General features: G+C 71.4%; 21 protein-coding genes, 1 tRNA gene and 1 other RNA gene. 3 read left to right on the top strand and 20 right to left on the bottom strand.

All coding sequences use genetic code 11. From position 1 onward, the window contains the following. Positions 1–191: 191 nt before the first annotated feature. The 3 genes from purD to ffs form a co-directional block, all read right to left on the bottom strand. Positions 192–1445, bottom strand: a complete 1254-nt coding sequence (purD, locus tag ACI2L3_RS27725) for a phosphoribosylamine--glycine ligase (RefSeq protein WP_404755099.1) — start codon at positions 1443–1445, stop codon at positions 192–194. A 428-nt stretch (positions 1446–1873) separates the two neighbouring features. Beyond that, the gene (locus ACI2L3_RS27720; protein ID WP_404755098.1) at positions 1874–4144 is read right to left on the bottom strand and encodes a DNA polymerase III subunit gamma and tau; all 2271 of its coding nucleotides are present in this window, start codon (positions 4142–4144) and stop codon (positions 1874–1876) included. Positions 4145–4188: 44 nt separating this feature from the next. After that, positions 4189–4287: signal recognition particle sRNA small type (gene ffs, locus ACI2L3_RS27715), an RNA gene on the bottom strand. Between the two features lie 120 nt (positions 4288–4407). Between ffs and ACI2L3_RS27710 the strand changes: the two genes are divergently transcribed. Then, a tRNA-Ser gene (locus ACI2L3_RS27710) sits at positions 4408–4492 on the top strand. 77 nt (positions 4493–4569) lie between these two features. Here the strand turns inward: ACI2L3_RS27710 and ACI2L3_RS27705 are convergent. From ACI2L3_RS27705 to ACI2L3_RS27625, 17 genes are all read right to left on the bottom strand, one after another. Beyond that, positions 4570–4806, bottom strand: a complete 237-nt coding sequence (locus ACI2L3_RS27705; RefSeq protein WP_404755097.1) for a hypothetical protein — start codon at positions 4804–4806, stop codon at positions 4570–4572. A 10-nt stretch (positions 4807–4816) separates the two neighbouring features. Next, positions 4817–5044 (bottom strand): hypothetical protein, encoded by a 228-nt coding sequence (locus ACI2L3_RS27700; RefSeq protein ID WP_404755096.1) that lies wholly within the window; start codon positions 5042–5044, stop codon positions 4817–4819. 50 nt (positions 5045–5094) lie between these two features. After that, entirely contained in the window at positions 5095–5949 is an 855-nt protein-coding gene (locus ACI2L3_RS27695) for a peptidoglycan-binding protein (protein WP_404755095.1), read from the bottom strand. A gap of 27 nt (positions 5950–5976) precedes the next feature. After that, a complete protein-coding gene (locus tag ACI2L3_RS27690) occupies positions 5977–6612 on the bottom strand; it encodes a hypothetical protein (protein ID WP_404755094.1) in 636 nt (211 codons plus the stop codon). A 54-nt stretch (positions 6613–6666) separates the two neighbouring features. Further along, a complete protein-coding gene (locus ACI2L3_RS27685; protein WP_404755093.1) occupies positions 6667–6840 on the bottom strand; it encodes a hypothetical protein in 174 nt (57 codons plus the stop codon). Further along, positions 6837–9218: a hypothetical protein gene (locus ACI2L3_RS27680; protein WP_404755092.1), complete on the bottom strand. Its 2382-nt coding sequence runs from the start codon at positions 9216–9218 to the stop codon at positions 6837–6839. Before ACI2L3_RS27680 ends, ACI2L3_RS27685 begins: the two co-directional genes overlap by 4 nt. After that, a complete protein-coding gene (locus ACI2L3_RS27675; protein WP_404755091.1) occupies positions 9205–10044 on the bottom strand; it encodes a hypothetical protein in 840 nt (279 codons plus the stop codon). Before ACI2L3_RS27675 ends, ACI2L3_RS27680 begins: the two co-directional genes overlap by 14 nt. A 50-nt stretch (positions 10045–10094) precedes the next feature. After that, positions 10095–11207 (bottom strand): hypothetical protein, encoded by a 1113-nt coding sequence (locus ACI2L3_RS27670; protein ID WP_404755090.1) that lies wholly within the window; start codon positions 11205–11207, stop codon positions 10095–10097. Between the two features lie 41 nt (positions 11208–11248). Further along, positions 11249–11797 (bottom strand): hypothetical protein, encoded by a 549-nt coding sequence (locus ACI2L3_RS27665; RefSeq protein ID WP_404755089.1) that lies wholly within the window; start codon positions 11795–11797, stop codon positions 11249–11251. A gap of 79 nt (positions 11798–11876) precedes the next feature. Then, positions 11877–12434, bottom strand: a complete 558-nt coding sequence (locus ACI2L3_RS27660) for a hypothetical protein (protein WP_404755088.1) — start codon at positions 12432–12434, stop codon at positions 11877–11879. Positions 12435–12500: 66 nt separating this feature from the next. Continuing rightward, a complete protein-coding gene (locus ACI2L3_RS27655) occupies positions 12501–12917 on the bottom strand; it encodes a hypothetical protein (RefSeq protein ID WP_404755087.1) in 417 nt (138 codons plus the stop codon). 8 nt (positions 12918–12925) lie between these two features. Then, positions 12926–13216, bottom strand: coding sequence for a hypothetical protein (locus ACI2L3_RS27650; protein WP_404755086.1), 291 nt, complete (start codon positions 13214–13216; stop codon positions 12926–12928). Positions 13217–13363: 147 nt separating this feature from the next. After that, positions 13364–13945, bottom strand: coding sequence for a phage tail protein (locus ACI2L3_RS27645; RefSeq protein ID WP_404755085.1), 582 nt, complete (start codon positions 13943–13945; stop codon positions 13364–13366). A gap of 103 nt (positions 13946–14048) precedes the next feature. Then, positions 14049–14450: a hypothetical protein gene (locus ACI2L3_RS27640; protein WP_404755084.1), complete on the bottom strand. Its 402-nt coding sequence runs from the start codon at positions 14448–14450 to the stop codon at positions 14049–14051. Positions 14451–14662: 212 nt separating this feature from the next. Continuing rightward, the gene (locus ACI2L3_RS27635) at positions 14663–14860 is read right to left on the bottom strand and encodes a helix-turn-helix domain-containing protein (RefSeq protein ID WP_404755083.1); all 198 of its coding nucleotides are present in this window, start codon (positions 14858–14860) and stop codon (positions 14663–14665) included. Beyond that, a complete protein-coding gene (locus ACI2L3_RS27630) occupies positions 14857–15417 on the bottom strand; it encodes a hypothetical protein (RefSeq protein WP_404755082.1) in 561 nt (186 codons plus the stop codon). The genes ACI2L3_RS27635 and ACI2L3_RS27630 overlap by 4 nt, the downstream gene beginning before the upstream one ends. Next, positions 15417–15623 (bottom strand): hypothetical protein, encoded by a 207-nt coding sequence (locus tag ACI2L3_RS27625; RefSeq protein ID WP_404755081.1) that lies wholly within the window; start codon positions 15621–15623, stop codon positions 15417–15419. The genes ACI2L3_RS27630 and ACI2L3_RS27625 overlap by 1 nt, the downstream gene beginning before the upstream one ends. A 498-nt stretch (positions 15624–16121) precedes the next feature. Here ACI2L3_RS27625 and ACI2L3_RS27620 point away from each other — a divergent pair, with 498 nt between their 5' ends. Continuing rightward, positions 16122–16478, top strand: coding sequence for a helix-turn-helix domain-containing protein (locus tag ACI2L3_RS27620; RefSeq protein WP_404755154.1), 357 nt, complete (start codon positions 16122–16124; stop codon positions 16476–16478). A gap of 66 nt (positions 16479–16544) precedes the next feature. Further along, positions 16545–16973: a hypothetical protein gene (locus ACI2L3_RS27615; RefSeq protein ID WP_404755080.1), complete on the top strand. Its 429-nt coding sequence runs from the start codon at positions 16545–16547 to the stop codon at positions 16971–16973. Positions 16974–17007 lie beyond the last annotated feature (34 nt).

Below are 17007 nucleotides of genomic sequence, written 5' to 3'. Positions count from 1 at the left end.
GGGCGTCCGCCGTCGTCAGCCGGATGGGCCACCGGTCACTCGATGGAATGGCTTTGGCTAAAGCTGGCTGTCAGAAAGGCCCCGGATCCAGTGTCAGATCCGGGGCCTTGCTGGGGCGGCAGTGGCCGAAAGTCACGCGAGGGTGTACGGGAGGAACGGGAGGCGGGTCATGCCTCCGCGGCGGAGGCGGGTCACGCCTCCGCGGCTGCCTTCGCGGCGATGTCGGTGCGGTGCTGGGAGCCGTCGAGACGGATGCGGGACAGCGCGGCGTACGCGCGCTCCCGCGCCTCGGTGAGGCCGGCGCCGGTCGCCGTCACGGACAGCACGCGGCCGCCCGCGCTGACGACGGCGTCACCGTCGCGCTTCGTACCGGCGTGCAGGACGTACGCGTACGGGGCGTCCTGCGCCGCGACCTCGTCCAGGCCCTCGATGGGGTCGCCCGTACGCGGCGTACCGGGGTAGTTGTGCGAGGCGACGACCACGGTCACCGCGGCGTCGTCGCTCCAGCGCAGCGGGGGGAGATCGGCGAGGTTGCCGGTGGCGGCGGCCATCAGGAGCCCGGCGAGCGGAGTCTTGAGGCGGGCGAGGACGACCTGCGTCTCCGGGTCGCCGAAACGGGCGTTGAACTCGATGACGCGCACGCCGCGGCTCGTGATCGCCAGGCCCGCGTACAGCAGCCCCGAGAACGGGGTGCCGCGGCGCCGCAGCTCGTCCACGGTCGGTTGGAGCACGCTGCTCATGACCTCGTCGACCAGCTTCGGGTCGGCCCACGGGAGGGGCGAGTACGCACCCATGCCGCCGGTGTTCGGCCCCTGGTCCCCGTCCAGTGCGCGCTTGAAGTCCTGGGCGGGCTGGAGCGGTACGACGGTCTCGCCGTCGGTGACCGCGAAGAGGGAGACCTCGGGGCCGTCCAGGAACTCCTCGATGACGACGCGGTCGCAGGCGAGGGCGTGCGTACGGGCCGCCTCGACGTCGTCCGTGACGACGACGCCCTTGCCGGCGGCGAGTCCGTCGTCCTTGACGACATACGGCGCTCCGAAGGCGTCGAGGGCCTCGTCGATCTCGGCGGGGGTCGTGCAGACGTACGACCGGGCGGTCGGCACGCTCGCGCCCGCCATCACGTCCTTGGCGAAGGCCTTGGAGCCCTCCAGCTGCGCCGCCTCCTTGGACGGCCCGAAGCAGGGGATGCCCGCCGCGCGCACGGCGTCGGCGACGCCGGCGACGAGGGGCGCCTCCGGTCCGACGATGACGAGCCCGGCACCGAGCCGCTGGGCGAGGGACGCCACGGCGGCGCCGTCGAGGGCGTCGACCCGGTGCAGCTCGGCCACCTCTGCGATGCCGGCGTTGCCGGGGGCGCAGTGCAGCTCGGAGACGGCGGGGTCGAGGGACAGAGAGCGGCACAGGGCGTGTTCGCGGGCACCACTGCCGATGACGAGGACCTTCACGGTGGTCAGCCTAGCCCGCGGGGCGGTGGGCCTTTGTACGGGATGCCCAGGTGGGGGTGCGGGGGCGTTTGTACGTTCCTCTAGCTCGGGGAGCGGGGAGGGGCTCTTGGCCGGGGCGCGGGGGCTCTTGGCCGGGGCGCCGTCGGTTCGGGTGCGGGTCGGTTGCGGGACTGGACCGCCGCTTCGCGGCGGATACCTCCCACCCGCCCGCCCGTGGGCCCCGCGACGGCCGGCGGGAGTAGGGGCGCCGGGCGCCGGCGTCTCGGGCGGCGTGAGCCTGGGCTGGCCGGGGCCCGGGCAGCGCGAGCCCGGCGTGGCCGAAGACCAAGCGACGCGAGCCTGAATGACCGGCCCGCGGGCAGCCGGGCTCAAGGTGGTCGGACCGGGGCGGCCGGAGCCCCCCGCATGGAACCCCGCCCCACCCCGGCCTATTCGTTCGGGTACTCGTCGACCACCGTCGCGCCCAGTTCTCGGACGATCAGGTCGTGGCCGGAGAGGGCTGACTCGACGAGGTCCGGGTCGTCGTCCTCGGGGATGTCGTCCTCGGGGGACACGTGCTCCGGGGCCGGGGCGGGGGCGGCCGCGCGGGGGGCCGGGGAGGGCTCCGGGGCGGGGCGGGCGGCGGGTGGGGACTGGGGGGCTGTCGGTGCCGACGGGGGCGGGGACGGCTGCTGCGGGGGCGGGGCGGGGCGGGAGGACATGGGGGCGCCGCCGCCGAAGTTCCCGGCGGCGGGCGGGGGTGCCGAGCCGCCGGACGGGTCGACGATCGCCTCGACCTTCCACTGCACGCCGAACTGCTCGGACAGCGCCTGCCGCAGCACGTCCTCGCTGCCGCTGCTCGCGAAGTTGTCCCGCGCGCCCGCGTTGACGAAGCCGATCTGCAGGGTCGTCCCGTCGAACCCCGCAACCTGCGCGTTCTGACTGAGCAGGATCCAGGTGAAGCGGCGGCGGTTCTTCACCGCCTCCAGGATGTTCGGCCAGAGGGTGCGCGGGTCGGGCCCGCCCGCGGGGGGCGCGGCGGCCGCCATGGGGGCGGGTGCCTGGGGGGCGGAGGGCTGCGGGGCAGCCGGAGGGGCAGGGGGGCCGCTCGCCGTCGAAGCCGCGGAGGCCGCCGTCGGCCAGCCGCCCGGACGGGACGGCGCCGGCTGGGCAGGAGCCGCGGCCGCCGGGCCGCTGCCGGGTGCCGAGGCCGTCGGCCAGCCCCCGGGCCGCCGCTCGGTGGCGGCAGGAGCGGGCGGAGCAGGCTGCTGCGGTGCCGCTCGGGGCGGCTCGGGCGTGTGGGAGGGCTGGGGGGCCGGGGAAGGCTGCGCGGGCTGGTCGGGCGCGTCGGGAGCCGGTCCGCCGCCCTGGCCCTGCGGTGCGGCCACCGTGCCCCGCACCGCCGCGCGCGCGGCGGCAGGCCCACCGCCCGGAGGCACGGGCGGCCCCTGCGGGACAGCTGCGGGCATGGCAACCCCGGACTGCTGCACGCCCGCATGGGCCTCGGGCCCGGGCACGTACCCCATCGCAGGGCCGGGGCCCTGCCCACCGGGCACGAAGTTCCCGCCGCGCTCCAGGCGCTCGAGGCGGGCCATCATCGAGCGCTCGTCGTCGTAGGCCGCAGGGAGCAGCACGCGCGCGCAGATCAGCTCGAGCTGGAGCCGCGGCGAGGTGGCGCCGCGCATCTCCGTGAGGCCTTCGTTGACGATGTCGGCGGCGCGGCTGAGCTCGGCGCCGCCGAAGACGCCGGCCTGGGCCTGCATCCGCTCGACGACGTCGGAAGGCGCGTCGATCAGGCCCTTCTCGGCGGCGTCGGGCACGGCGGCGAGGATCACGAGGTCCCGCAGCCGCTCCAGGAGGTCGGCGACGAAGCGCCGCGGGTCGTTGCCGCTCTCGATGACGCGGTCGACGACCTCGAAGGCCGCCGCCCCGTCACCGGAGGCGAACGCCTCGACGACGGAGTCGAGCAGCGAACCGTCCGTGTACCCGAGCAGGGACGTCGCCATGGCGTATGTCACACCGTCGTCGGCGGCGCTGGCGAGGAGCTGGTCCATGACGGACATGGAGTCACGCACGGAGCCGGCACCGGCCCGCACGACCAGGGGGAAGACGCCGTCCTCGACGGCCATCTCCTCGCGCCCGCAGACCTCGGCGAGGTAGTCGCGGAGGGTGCCGGGCGGCACGAGCCGGAACGGGTAGTGGTGGGTGCGCGACCGGATCGTGCCGATGACCTTCTCGGGCTCGGTCGTCGCGAAGATGAACTTGAGGTGCTCCGGGGGCTCCTCGACCACCTTCAGGAGGGCGTTGAAGCCCGCCGAGGTGACCATGTGGGCCTCGTCGATGATGTAGATCTTGTACCGGCTGGACGCGGGGCCGAAGAAGGCCTTCTCGCGCAGGTCACGGGCGTCGTCCACGCCACCGTGCGAGGCGGCGTCGATCTCGATGACGTCGATCGATCCCGGGCCGTTCCGCGCCAGGTCGCGGCAGGACTGGCACTCGCCGCAGGGCGTGGGAGTGGGACCTTGCTCACAGTTCAGACAGCGGGCCAGGATGCGCGCGCTCGTCGTCTTGCCGCAGCCGCGCGGGCCACTGAACAGGTACGCGTGATTGACCCGGTTGTTCCGCAGCGCCTGCTGCAGCGGGTCTGTCACATGCTCCTGCCCGATGACCTCGGCGAAAGACTCCGGGCGATAACGGCGGTACAACGCGAGAGACGACACGCATACGAGGTTATAGGCGACCACTGACAACCCGGACCGCCCCAACGCAAAGCGCCCCTCACGCACCCGCCAGAGCCGACCTACCCTTGCTGCCTTCCGGCCCTGGGGGAGTTCAGTCAGATAGCGCCACGTGAGGGGCTGACGCCCACCCTAGCGGATCCCGGGCCGCGGAGGCGACGCCGGGAGGCACCGTCCCGACCTCGGGAAGCCGCCGAGTGGATCGTGTTCGCGAGCACTCCCCAACGTCTTGTATTGTTTGCGGCGGAGGATTCGCCTAGTGGCCTAGGGCGCACGCTTGGAAAGCGTGTTGGGGGCAACCCCTCACGAGTTCGAATCTCGTATCCTCCGCACCCGCCCGCAAGGGCAGATGAAGGCCCCGACCGGTTCGCCGGTCGGGGCCTTCGTCGTTCTCCGGCCTCAGTGAGTCACCTGCCGCCCGCCTGCCAGAGCGTCACGGCCAGGGCCGTGCAGGAGGTGATGGCCGCCAGGGACGGCAGTGGCCAGCGGGCGCGCTCCAGGGTGTCCAAGCGGTCCTCGTGTTCCGAGAGGGTTTTGTCGGTCTGGTCGGCCCGTTGCAGGAGGAGGGCCAGGTCGCCCCTGGTGGTGGCGAAACCCACGTCTACGGAGCGGCGCAGTCTCTCCAACTCCAGGGGGATGCTCATGCTTCCCGTGTCAGTTCCGGGCATCGTGCGGCCCCTTCCTCCTCAGCCACGGAGGCAGCAGTTCCTCCACAGCCGGGACGGCCATCAGCCGACTCAGTGCCGTGGCGAAGGCCACCAGGCCCGCGAGTGCCGGGACATCGGCGATGCCCGGGTCCTTCGCGAGGAGCGGGAGCGCGGCGAGGAGGGTGCAGAGCGTCTGTACGGCGGTGCGCAGGCCTCTGCGTGTGGCGTCGTTCATGGGCGTCCTCGTGCGGCGTCGTTCATGGGCGTCCTCCCAGGACTCGGTGGTCAGGACCGCGGTACGCGCAGCCGGTCCCAGCTCGAGCGGCCCGGGATGCCGTCCGCGTCCCCGCCCCGGTAGCCGAGCTTGTGCTGCCAGACGGCGTACGAGGCGCGGTCGGCCTCGGTCCAGACCGGGCCGGGGCCGATCTCGTACCGTCCGCAGCCCTCCTTGACCAGGCGGCGGCCGACCGCTGTGCAGAGTGGGCTGCGCCGTCCGATCGTGAAGAAGGCCGCGCCGGGGAACGGTTCGTACGTCGTGGCGTCGTCGCCCGGGGGTTCGGAGCCGAGGCGCCTCGCCACCCGGCCGCGCATCACCGGCATCGAGAACGTCGGGTCGATCTTCCGGCGGGTCCACTCCTTGTGGCCGATGACGCTCGCGCCCGACCAGCCGTGCGCCCGGCAGAGGGCCGCCGAGAGGCGTTCGACCGTGTCGAGCTGGGCAGTGGGGAACTGGTCGCGGCCGTTGCCGAGGTTCTCGATCTCGAAGCCGTAGAAGCGGGCGTTGCCGTCCACGGCGTCGGGGCCCGGTCTGGACGGCGGCACCTTTGACCTGCGTACCGCGTCGAGCACCGCGGTCGAACCGTTGCCGGCGTGGTTGGTGCGGCCGTAGCCGACGAGGTGGAGCGTGCCGTCCTTGGTGATCAGGCCGATGCAGAGCGGGCCGGGCAGGGCGGGCATGCCCTTGCGGCAGAGCGCGAGGCTGTCGGTGCCCGCGGTGTGGTGCAGCATGACGCCGTGCACGGGGCCCCAGGCTCCCTTGTGGTTGCGGTTGTGCGTCCTCCAGTTGCCGTGTTCTCTCATGCGGACGCCCTCGCCGCGCAGGGCGCGGACGAGGGCGTCGGGGGTCAGAGGTGTGGCCATGGGGCCTCCTCGCAGCGGGATCAGATGTCAGTTCAGGGGTGTGATCGTGAGGAAGCGGTTGGTGAGGCTCGTCGAGGTGGCGGTCGTGCGGAAGGCGCCCGTGACGGTGTGGGCGGCGCCCGCGGTGAGGCCGGAGACCGGGAACTGGACGCTCGCCGAGACCTGGTTCGTGCCGCCGACGGTGGCCGCGCGGGAGTCCGCAGCGGCGGATACGACCCTCGTGCTCTGCTTCACGGAGGCCGAGAAGTAGGTGAGGCCCGCCGCGCTGTTGTTGAAGCGGGCACCGACCGTGATGAGCGCGATGCCCGCCGGCGGGGCGATGAACGAGACGGCCAGGGGGTCCGTGGCGCCGGTGAGCGTCTCGACGTACGCGGCCGAGCTCGTCGTACCGGTCAGCGTGCTGAACCAGTGGACCGGGCCGGGGACGAGCGGCGCCCACTGCTTGGCGGCGGTGAAGTGGTAGTAGCGGCCGGGGTTGTTGAGCCAGGCGACCATGCCCGGGAGCGGGTCGGTGATCTTCGCGTCGCGGGCCGCGGCGTCGGCGAACCGCAGCACGGTGCGGCCGTCGACGGCCTCGGCGAGGGACTGCAGGTGGACGGGGATGTCCGCGTTGTCGGTGGGCTGCGGGTAGGGCAGGCTGCCGAGCGGGGTGAGAGCGACCATGGGTTCGGATTCCTCCTGAGGGCAGGGGCGGGCGGGTGGGGGCCGGGGCCCCGGTCAGCCGTCGAGGGGCGGCGGCAGCGTCTCGCTCGGGTCCATCCCCTCGTCGTCCGCCGCCACGAGCGGGTCGTCGATCTGGACGGGGCCGGGCGGGGGCACGTACGCGTCGGTGACCGTCAGCGGCTCGGTGGGCGGCGCCACGTCTCCGACAGGGATCTCGGGCTCGTTCATTCCGTCGCTCCCGGTGTCGTGAGCAGCGTCCGGTAGCTGATCCCCGCCGCGGTGAGCGGTGCGAGCGTCGCGTACTGGGCGGTGAGCCGTTGGTACGTCCGCTGCTTGCCGTGGGCGGGGTCGACCGGGCCGTCGGGGGTGAGTCCTTCGTCGGCGGGCACGCCGTTGTAGGCGGTGCCGCGCAGGGTGAGGGTCTGCTGCGGCGCGCTCCCTGCGGCGTGCGTGGTGCGGATGCCCACCACCCAGGCGAGCGTGTCCAGTTCGGCGCCCGCGGAGTCGACCACCCGCACCACGTCGCCGAGTTGGATGCGCGGGTCGTGCAGGACCTCGACCTCGCCGAGGAGCGGCACGGGGTAGCGGCCCGCGGTGAGCATGGCGTTCGAGAGGGCGGAGGCGCTCGTGGACGTCTGGACCCAGTCGGCGGAGGGTGCCGTGTACTGCTGTTTGCCGTAGTGCAGCTGGCTGGTGGTGTTCCAGCGGGCGTACGAGCGCTGCCTGGGGTCGGCCGAGCGCTTGATCGGGACGATGCGCACGGAGGGCTTGCCGTCCTTGGTCACCGTCCACACGCTGGTCGTACCGCGGTTGGAGAACCGTACGAAGTACGTCGGTCCTTCGCGCCAACAGCTCACCGACACCTTGCCCTTGACCGCCGTGCCGCCGGTCTTCGCGGTGCCGAAGCGCACCCGGTGGCCGTCGTTGACGACGCTGTCGTCCGTGATCACGAGCGGGCCGATGTCGTTCTCGTCCTCGGCCATCGCGTACTGCACGACGACGGCGGTGTTCGGTTTGATCTCGCGTACGACTGTGTCGTCCACGACCTCCCCCGCCAGCGCCTTGATGCCGTTCCAGTCCTGGTAGGGCTGCTCGCAGTGGTTTCGGCAGGCGTCGATCTCCTCGGTGACGGTGAGCGAGGCGATGTCCCTGCGCGTGGTGACGGTGAGGTCGGGGGCGGCCGGCACCTTGGTGAACCGCGAGGGGCCGCGCCAGCGGAAGACGCCCTGTTCGTCGAATTCGGCGGTGGACATGCTGGCCCGCGCGATCTCGGTGATCACGTCCCATTGGGAGCCGGACACCTTGGGGATGTCGTAGAGCGGCAGTTCGGGCAGGTCGAGGACGGCGCCCTTCGTCCACCAGCCGCGCGGTTCCCACACCTCGCTCGTGAAGCTGTCGACGTCGGGCAGGAACCGGTCCGTGACCTGGAGGCACTCCACGGCCATGTCGGTGGTCAGATCGATCCGGTTCAGCTCGGAGATCGGCTGGAACGCGGCCTCGTTCGTGAAGGTGTACTTGCCGCCCACGCGTGCCGAGCCGTCGGGTGCGGTGAGGCGCGGCTGCACGGTCGGGGCGACGACCGTCCCGGTCGACCGGGTGTCCACCAGGAAGCCGAGGTGCCAGATCCCGCGCAGCGAGGCCAGCTTGTCGATGCCCCAGGTGACCTTGGACGAGCCGACGTCCTTGGTGCCCGCCTCGATGCCGACGACGCCCGTGGAGATGTCGAAGGATCCCTTGATGAAGCCGGTCCTGGTGCCGCTCTGGTCGAAGACCGTCGAGATCTCGACCAGGTTGCCGCGGGTGAGCGCCGTGTTGACCCAGCACTCCACCAGGAACACCTTGCCGGGCATCACGAACCGTGAGCGCGGCATCCAGGAGGCGGTGAGCCCGGCGGCCTTCGGCATCAGGGCGATCTCGTGGGGCGCGCCCTCCTGGATCCAGTCGTACGTGGTCGGGCTCGGCAGGGTCTCCGGCTGGCCGTACGTCGAGTTGAAGCCGCCGTGCAGGGAGGCGTAGAGCACGGTGAACGGGTTCTCGTCCGCCGTGTCGTCCTTGTCGACGAGCGGGGCGCGCGGCGGCGGGCAGGTGTGGATGCCGCCCTGGCGGAGCAGCTCGTCCACGCACCAGGTGGCGGTGGCGACCGGCCGGCCGTAGTAGTAGCCGTGGTACGGCCGGGGCAGGGAGGCGGGGCCGCGCAGCCGCTCGGCGCCGTCCAGCGCCTGCACGGTGACGGTGTCGCTGCCGGACGCGGCGGTGCGGGAGCGGACGGTGCCGCGGAAGGCGGGCAGGGTGCGGCCGCCCGCGCCCGCCGTGTGGACGACGGACTGTCCAGGCCGTACGACGTCGCCCGTCCCGCGGTCGGCCCAGGCGGAGTAGAGGCGCGGGGCGGGGATGGTGCCCGTGCCGCCGAGGAGCAGTTCCAGCTGGGCGGAGGCACTGCCGGAGAAGGCGCGCATCGCCTCGGGCAGGTCGGTCGCGTACGCGCGCTCGACCTTCCACGACTGGACCTGGCCGCCCAGCTCCTTGCCGCCGAGGCGGGTGGAGTGGGCGGGGACGCGCTCGGGGGACGAGAGGGCCTTGGCGAGTGCCTCGTCAGAGGGCTGCACGGCGCACCTCCACGAGATCGACGCTGATGTTGCGGTACGGCAGGGGCCGCGCCGGGACGTCGCTGTACGCGGTGACGGCCATGGCCGGGCAGCCGTCGCCGAGCGCGTGCGCGACGGGGGTGTCGCCCAGGGTCAGGCAGGCGCCCGCGAGCCCGAACAGGCCGATGGCGCCGGGCCGTCCGACGGGCGTGACGAAGGCGGCGCCCGCGGGGGCGGTCGCGGTGAGGGTGGTGCCGGTGACCTGGCCCGTGCTGCCGGTGACCTGGCCCGTGCTGAGATACGTGCCGTCCGCGGCCTTCCAGTCCAGCTGGGCGGTCGCGGTCGCCGGGTCCCAGCCGGCCGGGAGCAGCCACGAGACCCGCATGCCCGGCGCCACCGGCCACCCCGCCCACGTGCCGTGCACCCAGCCGACGGCGGCGGCCGGGTCCTGGCAGTCGGCGGTGGTGACGGCGTCGGCGTTGCGGGCCAGCGCGATGTCGCCGTTCATGGTGAACCAGTGGTCCCAGCCGCCGGGGACGTCCGACTGCCCGGCCGCCTGATAGGGATCGAGGAGGTTCACGGAGACCGGGTCGAGCACGACGAGCGGGCCCCGGCCGGTGCCGACGCGGCGGGCGAGCTGGGCGAGGTGCTGGGCGTCGGCGGGCTCCAGCGCGTCGAAGGACAGCTTGAGGCGGCGGACGGTGCGGGTGGGCGCGAAGGTGGTGACGCGCCCTTCGAGCGCCTTGAACTCGGTGACGTTGAGCTCGGCGGTACGCTCCCAGCTCTTCGCCGCCTGCCGGATCTCGCGGAGCCGGCCGGGGGCTCCGATCCACAGGTTCCTGGCCATGGAGTCCTCCTGAACTGTTCTGTTGTCGGGTGCGGGACGGGAGTCGGCGGCTAGCGGCGGGCCAGGGCGCGCTGTCCTGCGAAGACGGCGCGGGCGATGGTCTGCGAGTCCACGTCGACGTGCACGGGACGGTCGGCGAGCCGCTCCATGGCCTCGGCGAGGCGGCGCAGGGCGGCGCTGTTGCCGCCGCCACGGCTGAGCATGCGTTCCAGCTTGGAGAGCGGGATGACGGCCTCGGACTCGCCGGCCTCGCCGATGAGGGCGAGGGTGCCGCCGTTGCGGGCCTGGACGACGCCGCCCTGGGCGAGGTGCGGGACGGGCACGCGCAGGCGCGGGAAGCCGAAGGACTTGCCGCCCCACTTGGGCACCCAGCTGGGGATGGAGATCTTGATCCCGGCGAGGACGCCGAACACGCCGTTCAGGGCGGTGGCGAGCCCCTTGATCGGCGTCAGGATCACATTGCCGAGCCCCTTGACCAGCGGCTTGATGAAGTCGACGGCCGCGCGGGTGCCGGACTTGATGCCCTTCCACGCGGCGTCCATGCCGCGCTTCAGGGCGGCGGTCACCTTGTCCATGTTCACGAACTGGGCGATCAGCGGGGCGGCGAGCGTCATGATCAGCCCGAAGGGGCTGGCCGCCATGGCGAGGTTGAGCCCCTTCTGCGCGGTGCTCGCCCCCTTGAGCCCCTTTCCGAGGCCGTTCATCGACTTCCCGCCCTTGTCGGCGTTCTTGCCGGCCTTGCCGACGGACTTCTCCACGGCGTCGGCCTGACGCTTCACGTCGCGCAGGGCGTTCTTGGTCCGGTCGGCGGAGCCCCGCAGCTTGTCGAGGGAGCTCTTGAACTTGTCGGACCCTTTTCGGGCCTTTCCGAGAGACCCGTCGGCGGTACGGAGCCCGGTGTTCAGTTTCCGTACGGCACTGTCGCCGTTGTTCGCGGACGTACGGAGCCTGCCGATGGCGGTGGAGGCGGTACCGCCCGACTTGCCGAGCTTTCCGACCGCGGTGGAGGCGGTGCCGCTCACCTTTCCCAGCTTGCCGACCGGGTTGTCGGCGGAGCCGGTCGACTTGCCCAACTTGCCGACCTGGGTGGCGGCCTGGCTCGCAGCGGTACGCATGCGGCCGAGCTGGGTGGCCGCGGTTCCTACGGACTTGTTCAATGCCATGGGTGTCTACTCCTCCGGGTCTCTACTCCTTGCGCGCCGGGTCAGAAGCGGGCATTGAGCCGGGCGATCTCGTCGTTCAGCGCCTGGACGGTGACTTGTGCCTGGCGGGCCTCGCGGTTCAGCGCGTTGACCTGGCTGCTCCGAAGACCTTCGAGCTGGCTGTCGTGCCGGTCGGCGGTCTGGCGGAGGGCGGAGATGTCGGCTTTGCGTGCGATCTTGCGGTTGAGTTCGGTGGAGAGGTCGGTGACGCGCCGGTCGGCGCCGGTGGCTTTGGTCTCGGCCCTGTCAGCCGTCGTCTGTGCTCTTCCGGTCGCCGCTTTGAGTTGACTCGGTAGTTCGCCCCGGCCTTCAGCCTGCTTCTCCTCAAGCATCTGGATGGGGTCCAAGAGGGTCTTCTCCAGCTTGATTCCGGTGAGCTCGCCATTGAAGCCATTGGCGGCGAAGGCAGCGCCGTTCATCTCGCTCTTGAGCGCGTTGAGCTCGACCTTCTTCACGAGCTCCCGTTCGGTTAGATCCTTGAACCACTTGACGACGGTGGGGTCGGGCGAGGCCATGGCCTTATCCGGTGCAGGGGTGCTCGGTTCGACCATGATCAGCTCCTAGAAACAGGTGACGGCCCTGGGCGCCTCCTGTCGGGGCGCACAAGGCCGTCAGTGGTGATCCGATGGGTCAGGCGATGTCGAGTGTCCAGCGGTCGGCATCGAGGAGGAGATACCCGGGGCCGGTGACGCGGATGGCCTCCCGGGTGTGTTGCGGTTCGGACAGTTCCTCGCCGGCGCCGGAGCCGGCGCGGAAGAGCGTCAGACAACCGGGGGACTTCCCCTGGTTCCACACGACGCGCAGGGTCTTTGCGGAGCCGTCCGCGAGCCGCAGCACCCACGGACCGCGACCGGCCATCCGGCCGACGGCGAGGTGGACGTCCTCATCGGCCAGCCTCGTCACTTTCCAGGGGCCGATACCGGAGGAGCTGCTGGAGCCGACAGAACGCCGTGAGATATCCAGGGAGTTGTATCCCGCAGGGAGAATGACGCGACGTTTATCCGCACCCCATACCCGGTACGAAATACCGTGTGCGACGGTCGAATCCGTGCGCTGGACCGCGGAAGCCACCACGTAGGCTCCGAACACTCCCCGGATCTGCAGTGGTATCGGTCCGGTTTCCCCGGCCTCGCGCACAAGCACCTCCTTGCTGCGCCACGAGGACCAACTCGTTGTCTCCGCTTTCATGCAAACCCCTCCACAGGTTGTCTGTCGTTCGGCAGATCATGGCCCCTGTGGAGGCTGCGGAGAAGGTCAGGTGAAGAAAGCGGCCAGCTGCTGCGGGGTCGGTTTCGCTGGGGTCGCATTCACAGCGGCAGTGGGCGACGGATCCCGCGCTTCGGGCTCGCCGGTGGCGCTCTCGGTGTCCGGTCGCGGCAACGGCTGCGGCGGTTCCAGGGGATCCGCGTCCTCGTCCTGATTGACCGTCGCGAACATCCAGTTCGCCTGCGCCAACTGGTCCACCGCGTGGGCGAGCAGGTAATCCCCGACCGACCACTCCGCCGCCTCCCCCTCCGTCTCCCGGGCCACCGCCCCGTCCCGCGGCAGGTGGCGGATCAGGACCGCGAGGCGGCGCGAGGAGAGGTCGCCGCGGTGCCAGTCCAGGAGGTCAAGACCGTAGAAGCGGAGCAGATCGGCTTCCAGGGCCTCGGCGTGTTCCTCCACGAACACGCCGAGGCTCAGCCTTCCCCCAGGCCGAGCCCGGTCTCCTTGCCGTACGCCTCAAGGATCGCCGCGATGTCCTGCATCGTGACGTCGTGCCGCTCGAAGCGGGCGAACTGCTCCTCTCCGAGGAGGAGTTCGAGCAGGCCGTCCACGTCGTTGTCGTCGAGGTCGCGCAGCTTGCGCGCGGTGGTGCGGGTGAGTTCGGTCGGCAGCTCGAAGCTGTCGGAGTCGAGCTCGAAGGTCCAGGCGCGGCCGAGCGCTTCGAGGCGCTGGGCGCGGGCGGCGTTGACGTTGAAGCCGGACACGGGTGTCTCCTTCGGCAGGGCGACGCCCGGCCGTGCTGGGGGCACGGGCCGGGCGTCGCTCGGATCCTAGACGGTCGCGCGCAAGCGCAACCGGCGATTTCGCGCAATCAATCAGACGGTGTGCGGGGCGCGTTGCCCCCGGCCCGCCTACGAGTACGACGCGGCCAGCTCCTTGATGCGGAAGCTTGCCAGCGGCGCGTTGTCGTCCTTGGCGAGCGCAGTGAAGGTGACGCCCAGCTTCACCGCACCGGTACGGGTCATCGCGATCTCCTCGGTCTCGGTGACCTGACCGCGCGGGATCACGAAGCGGTACTTGGCCGTGCCGTCCGTGAACTCGATGCCGAGCGCGCGCTCGTCCGGCGCCGGGCTGTTGGCCAGGTCGTACGTGAACTCCTTGAGGTCACCGACCGCCGTGCCGACCTTGACCTCGCCGCCGCCCATGAAGAAGGACAGGGTGTCCTTGTTCAGCTGCAGCAGCTGGAACTTCACGGTCAGGTCGCGGTCGGAGTAGATGAACCGCGCCGGGCTCACCGACTGCCAGGTGTCGACCGGGTCGATCTTGTCCTTCTTGTTGAACTTGATGCCGTCGGTCGTGGTGTAACCGAGGTCCGTCCACTTGGTGGTGTCCCAGTCGACGCCGGCGCTGGCCGGGGCGTCGGTCCCGGCCGGCGCGATGAGGACGCGTCCGCTGCCGGCGACGCGGATCTGCTTGCCGTTGTTGCCTGCCATGAAGTACTCCTCGGGTGGTTGTACGACTGGTGGTACGACGAAGGCCCCGCCGGGGTCGGCAGGGCCTGGCTTGGTGCGAGGGAATCGCGGGGTACGGCGTTGCTTACGCGGGACGTACGGAGATCCGTACCGTCGACAGGTAGCGGCTGCCCGCCGGGCGGTTGTAGTCGGGCAGCCAGCGCGGCCCGTCCGCCTCGGTGACGTCGGTGACGACGGCCCCGCCGTACGAGGTGCCGGTCAGTTCGAGCACACAGGCACGGGCGGCGAGGGAGACGCCGTGCGCGGTGGACTTGTCCGGGCCGTAGACCTCGATGTCGAGCAGCGGCTGGTCGAGATGCTTGTCGTCGATCCACGCGCCGCCGACGCGGGAGACGAGGACGGCCTTCTGGGTGCCGTCGAATCCGGCGGGCGGCTTGTTGTCGACGACCGAACCGGCGAGCTCCGCGCGGTTCTTGAGGAAGTCGACGACGAGCCGTTCCGCGTCGGGGAAGGTCAGGATGGACACATGGACACTCCCTGTCGTGAGGGCAACACAAAGCGGCAGGTCCGCCGCCCCCGGTGGGGGCGCAGCTCTGCCGCTGCTTCAAGTGTGATCCAGGGGTCCGTATCCCGCAACTGAACTTAGGTAGGGGGGCGTTGGGCCTGGTGGGAGTACGTTGGACATACGCGAAGAGGGCCCCGCACCACCCGGTGCGGGGCCCTCTTCTTCGTACCCGACTACGTCTGCGGCCGTGTCGCCCGTACTCCCCGCACAAAGCGTTCGGCGGCGAACACATCCTCCAGGCGGTACATCGCCCGCCGCCCCTGCCGGCCCGCGGCCTTCAGATGGCCCAGCTGCACCCACTTGCGGATGGTCGCCGGCGAGACGTCGGCCTCGGTGGCGGCGAGGTCCCCCGAGATCAGCGGCGCGTTCATACCGTCTCCTCCTCGCCCTCGTCCTCGGCCAGTACGTGCCGGCAAGGCGGGTTCACGCACATCGCGATCCCGCGTTCGGGAAAGGCGCGCAGCGACACGGAGCCGCAGGACGGGCAGCGGCCGGGCAGCCGGACGAGCTGCTCGGGGTCCCCGAGGGCGCGGGCGCAGCGACGGGACATGCGGCGGGTCTCCTCCTCGACGTGGGCCGCCAGGTCGGGGTTGTCCCTCACGGAGTCGAGGAGTTCGGCGAGGCGGCGCAGGCGTACCGGCACCGGGGCCGCGGCGATGCGGCGCAGGCCGAGCCGGTCCCGTACGGCCTCCTCCAGTTCGACCACCCCGTCGCCGATGTCGCGGAGGGCGTCGGAGACGTAGAGGCGGACCGGCGCGACGGCGGACGCGGCCGGACCGCCGCCCCGCACCTCGCGGAACGTCCGTCCCGTGCCGGGCGCCAGCTCCTCCAGGAGCAGGGGGTACCGGCGCCGCAGGGAGTCGATCCAGAGTGCCGCGCGTTCGACCGCGGTGCTCGTACCCGCGCTCGTGCTCGTATTCGTGCTCATCACGGCCTCCCGGCGGCGGACTTGCGCGGCTTGACCTCGCGGCCGTTGCGCCAGAGGCGTCCGCCGCAGACCCCGTCGAACCACGTGTGCGACGGATCGACGATGGCCTCGCACTCGCGCCGGATGGGGCACTGATTGCAGGCGCGCAATACCGGTGCCGCCTCGGCGGGGGTACGGGTGAAGACGTACTGCTGTGGGAGATCCACGCAGGCGGCGTTTCGACGCCAGTCGAGAGCTTCGCCCGAACGTTCCCGGGCGTCCCGTGTGTCCCGTGTGTCGGGAAGCGCACTGGTCAGCGTAGGTGCGAGGAGAACAGTCCGATGAGACATGCGCAGCCCCTCCGCGGGTATGCGAACATTAGTTCGAAGTCGTGGATGCGTGATCAGAGTTCCACGCTGCGTGCGCATGCGCAACTAAAAACGGAAGGGTGTGGGACTGCGGGAAGGAGTGAGAGGTGGCCGAAAAAGCGTGCGCCTGCGCGGGATCTTCACAAGAACGTGCGAGCGCGCACATATTTCGGTGCGCGCGCGATCGGTACGCTCGCCCTGCGACGAGGGGAGAGCGACGACATGGTGTCAAGCCCGCGGGCCAGCGCCCGCAGCGACCAGGTGTACCGAACGGATCCCGGCCACGGCCAAGCCCGCGAGAGTGGCCGGAATCGCGCGGACGAACTGGAGGAGTTCGCCGAGTGGATCGAAGGCGTGATGCGGGAGCGCGGCTACGACATCGACAGCCCGCGCGGCGGCGGCAAGTCGAAGCTGGCGGACGACGCCGGCGTGCACCGGGCCGCGGTCAGCCGCCTCATCCAGCGGCAGAGCATGCCCGACCTGGAGACGATGCGACGCCTGGCCGCGGTGCTCGGGGTGCCGTTGCGGGACATGCTGATCCGCTCCGGCCGGCTCTCCGAGAACGACCTGCCGATCGCGGCCGCCCGGGGCGGTGACACCGGCGCCCCCCGGCTGCTCAGCCCCGAGGAAGCGGCCCGGAGAATGGGCGTTCCTCCGGAGCTGCAGGCGGTCTTCGTGAGAGTCACGAAGGCGTTCCTGCCGCAGACCGAGTAGCCCGACAGCAGGACCGGCTCAAGGGGCCGACTTACGCAGCCCGGGGGGCACAGAGGGAGTGCGAACATGCCGACTGACGAAGCGGAGGGGCCGTCCGAACGCCACGGCACCGCCGCCGGGACGACCGCGGCGGAGGAGCTGGCCTACCTCGTCGGCGGCCTGCTGATCGAACTCGGTTCGAAGATCCAGGAGGCCGGGGTGGACGGCGTCCGCATCCTCACCGAGGAGGAGGCGCAGCAGACCCAGTTGCGCTGGTTCCGCGAGGGCTGGTCGGAACATGCCCGTGCGACGGAACACGCGCGTGCGACAGAACAAGCGCGTGCGACGGAACACCGGTATGCCGACCCGCATGCCGATGCCGGTTCCGATGTGAGGCCTTCGTCCGCCTCCTCCGCCCGGCTGTTCCAGTTCCCGCCGGGGCCGCGGGACGCCTCGAAGCGCCCGCGTCAGGGGTCCGGCCTCGGGACCGAGCCCGAGCCCGACGACCAGGACTGATCAAACCCGGACATCCATACGCCCGTACAACCTC

It is taken from the genome of Streptomyces sp. NPDC029674, assembly GCF_044903205.1.
Taxonomy (GTDB): Bacteria; Actinomycetota; Actinomycetes; order Streptomycetales; family Streptomycetaceae; genus Streptomyces.
The sequence above is the reverse complement of the archived record's forward strand: the minus strand, read 5'-3'. Positions and strand labels throughout refer to the sequence as shown.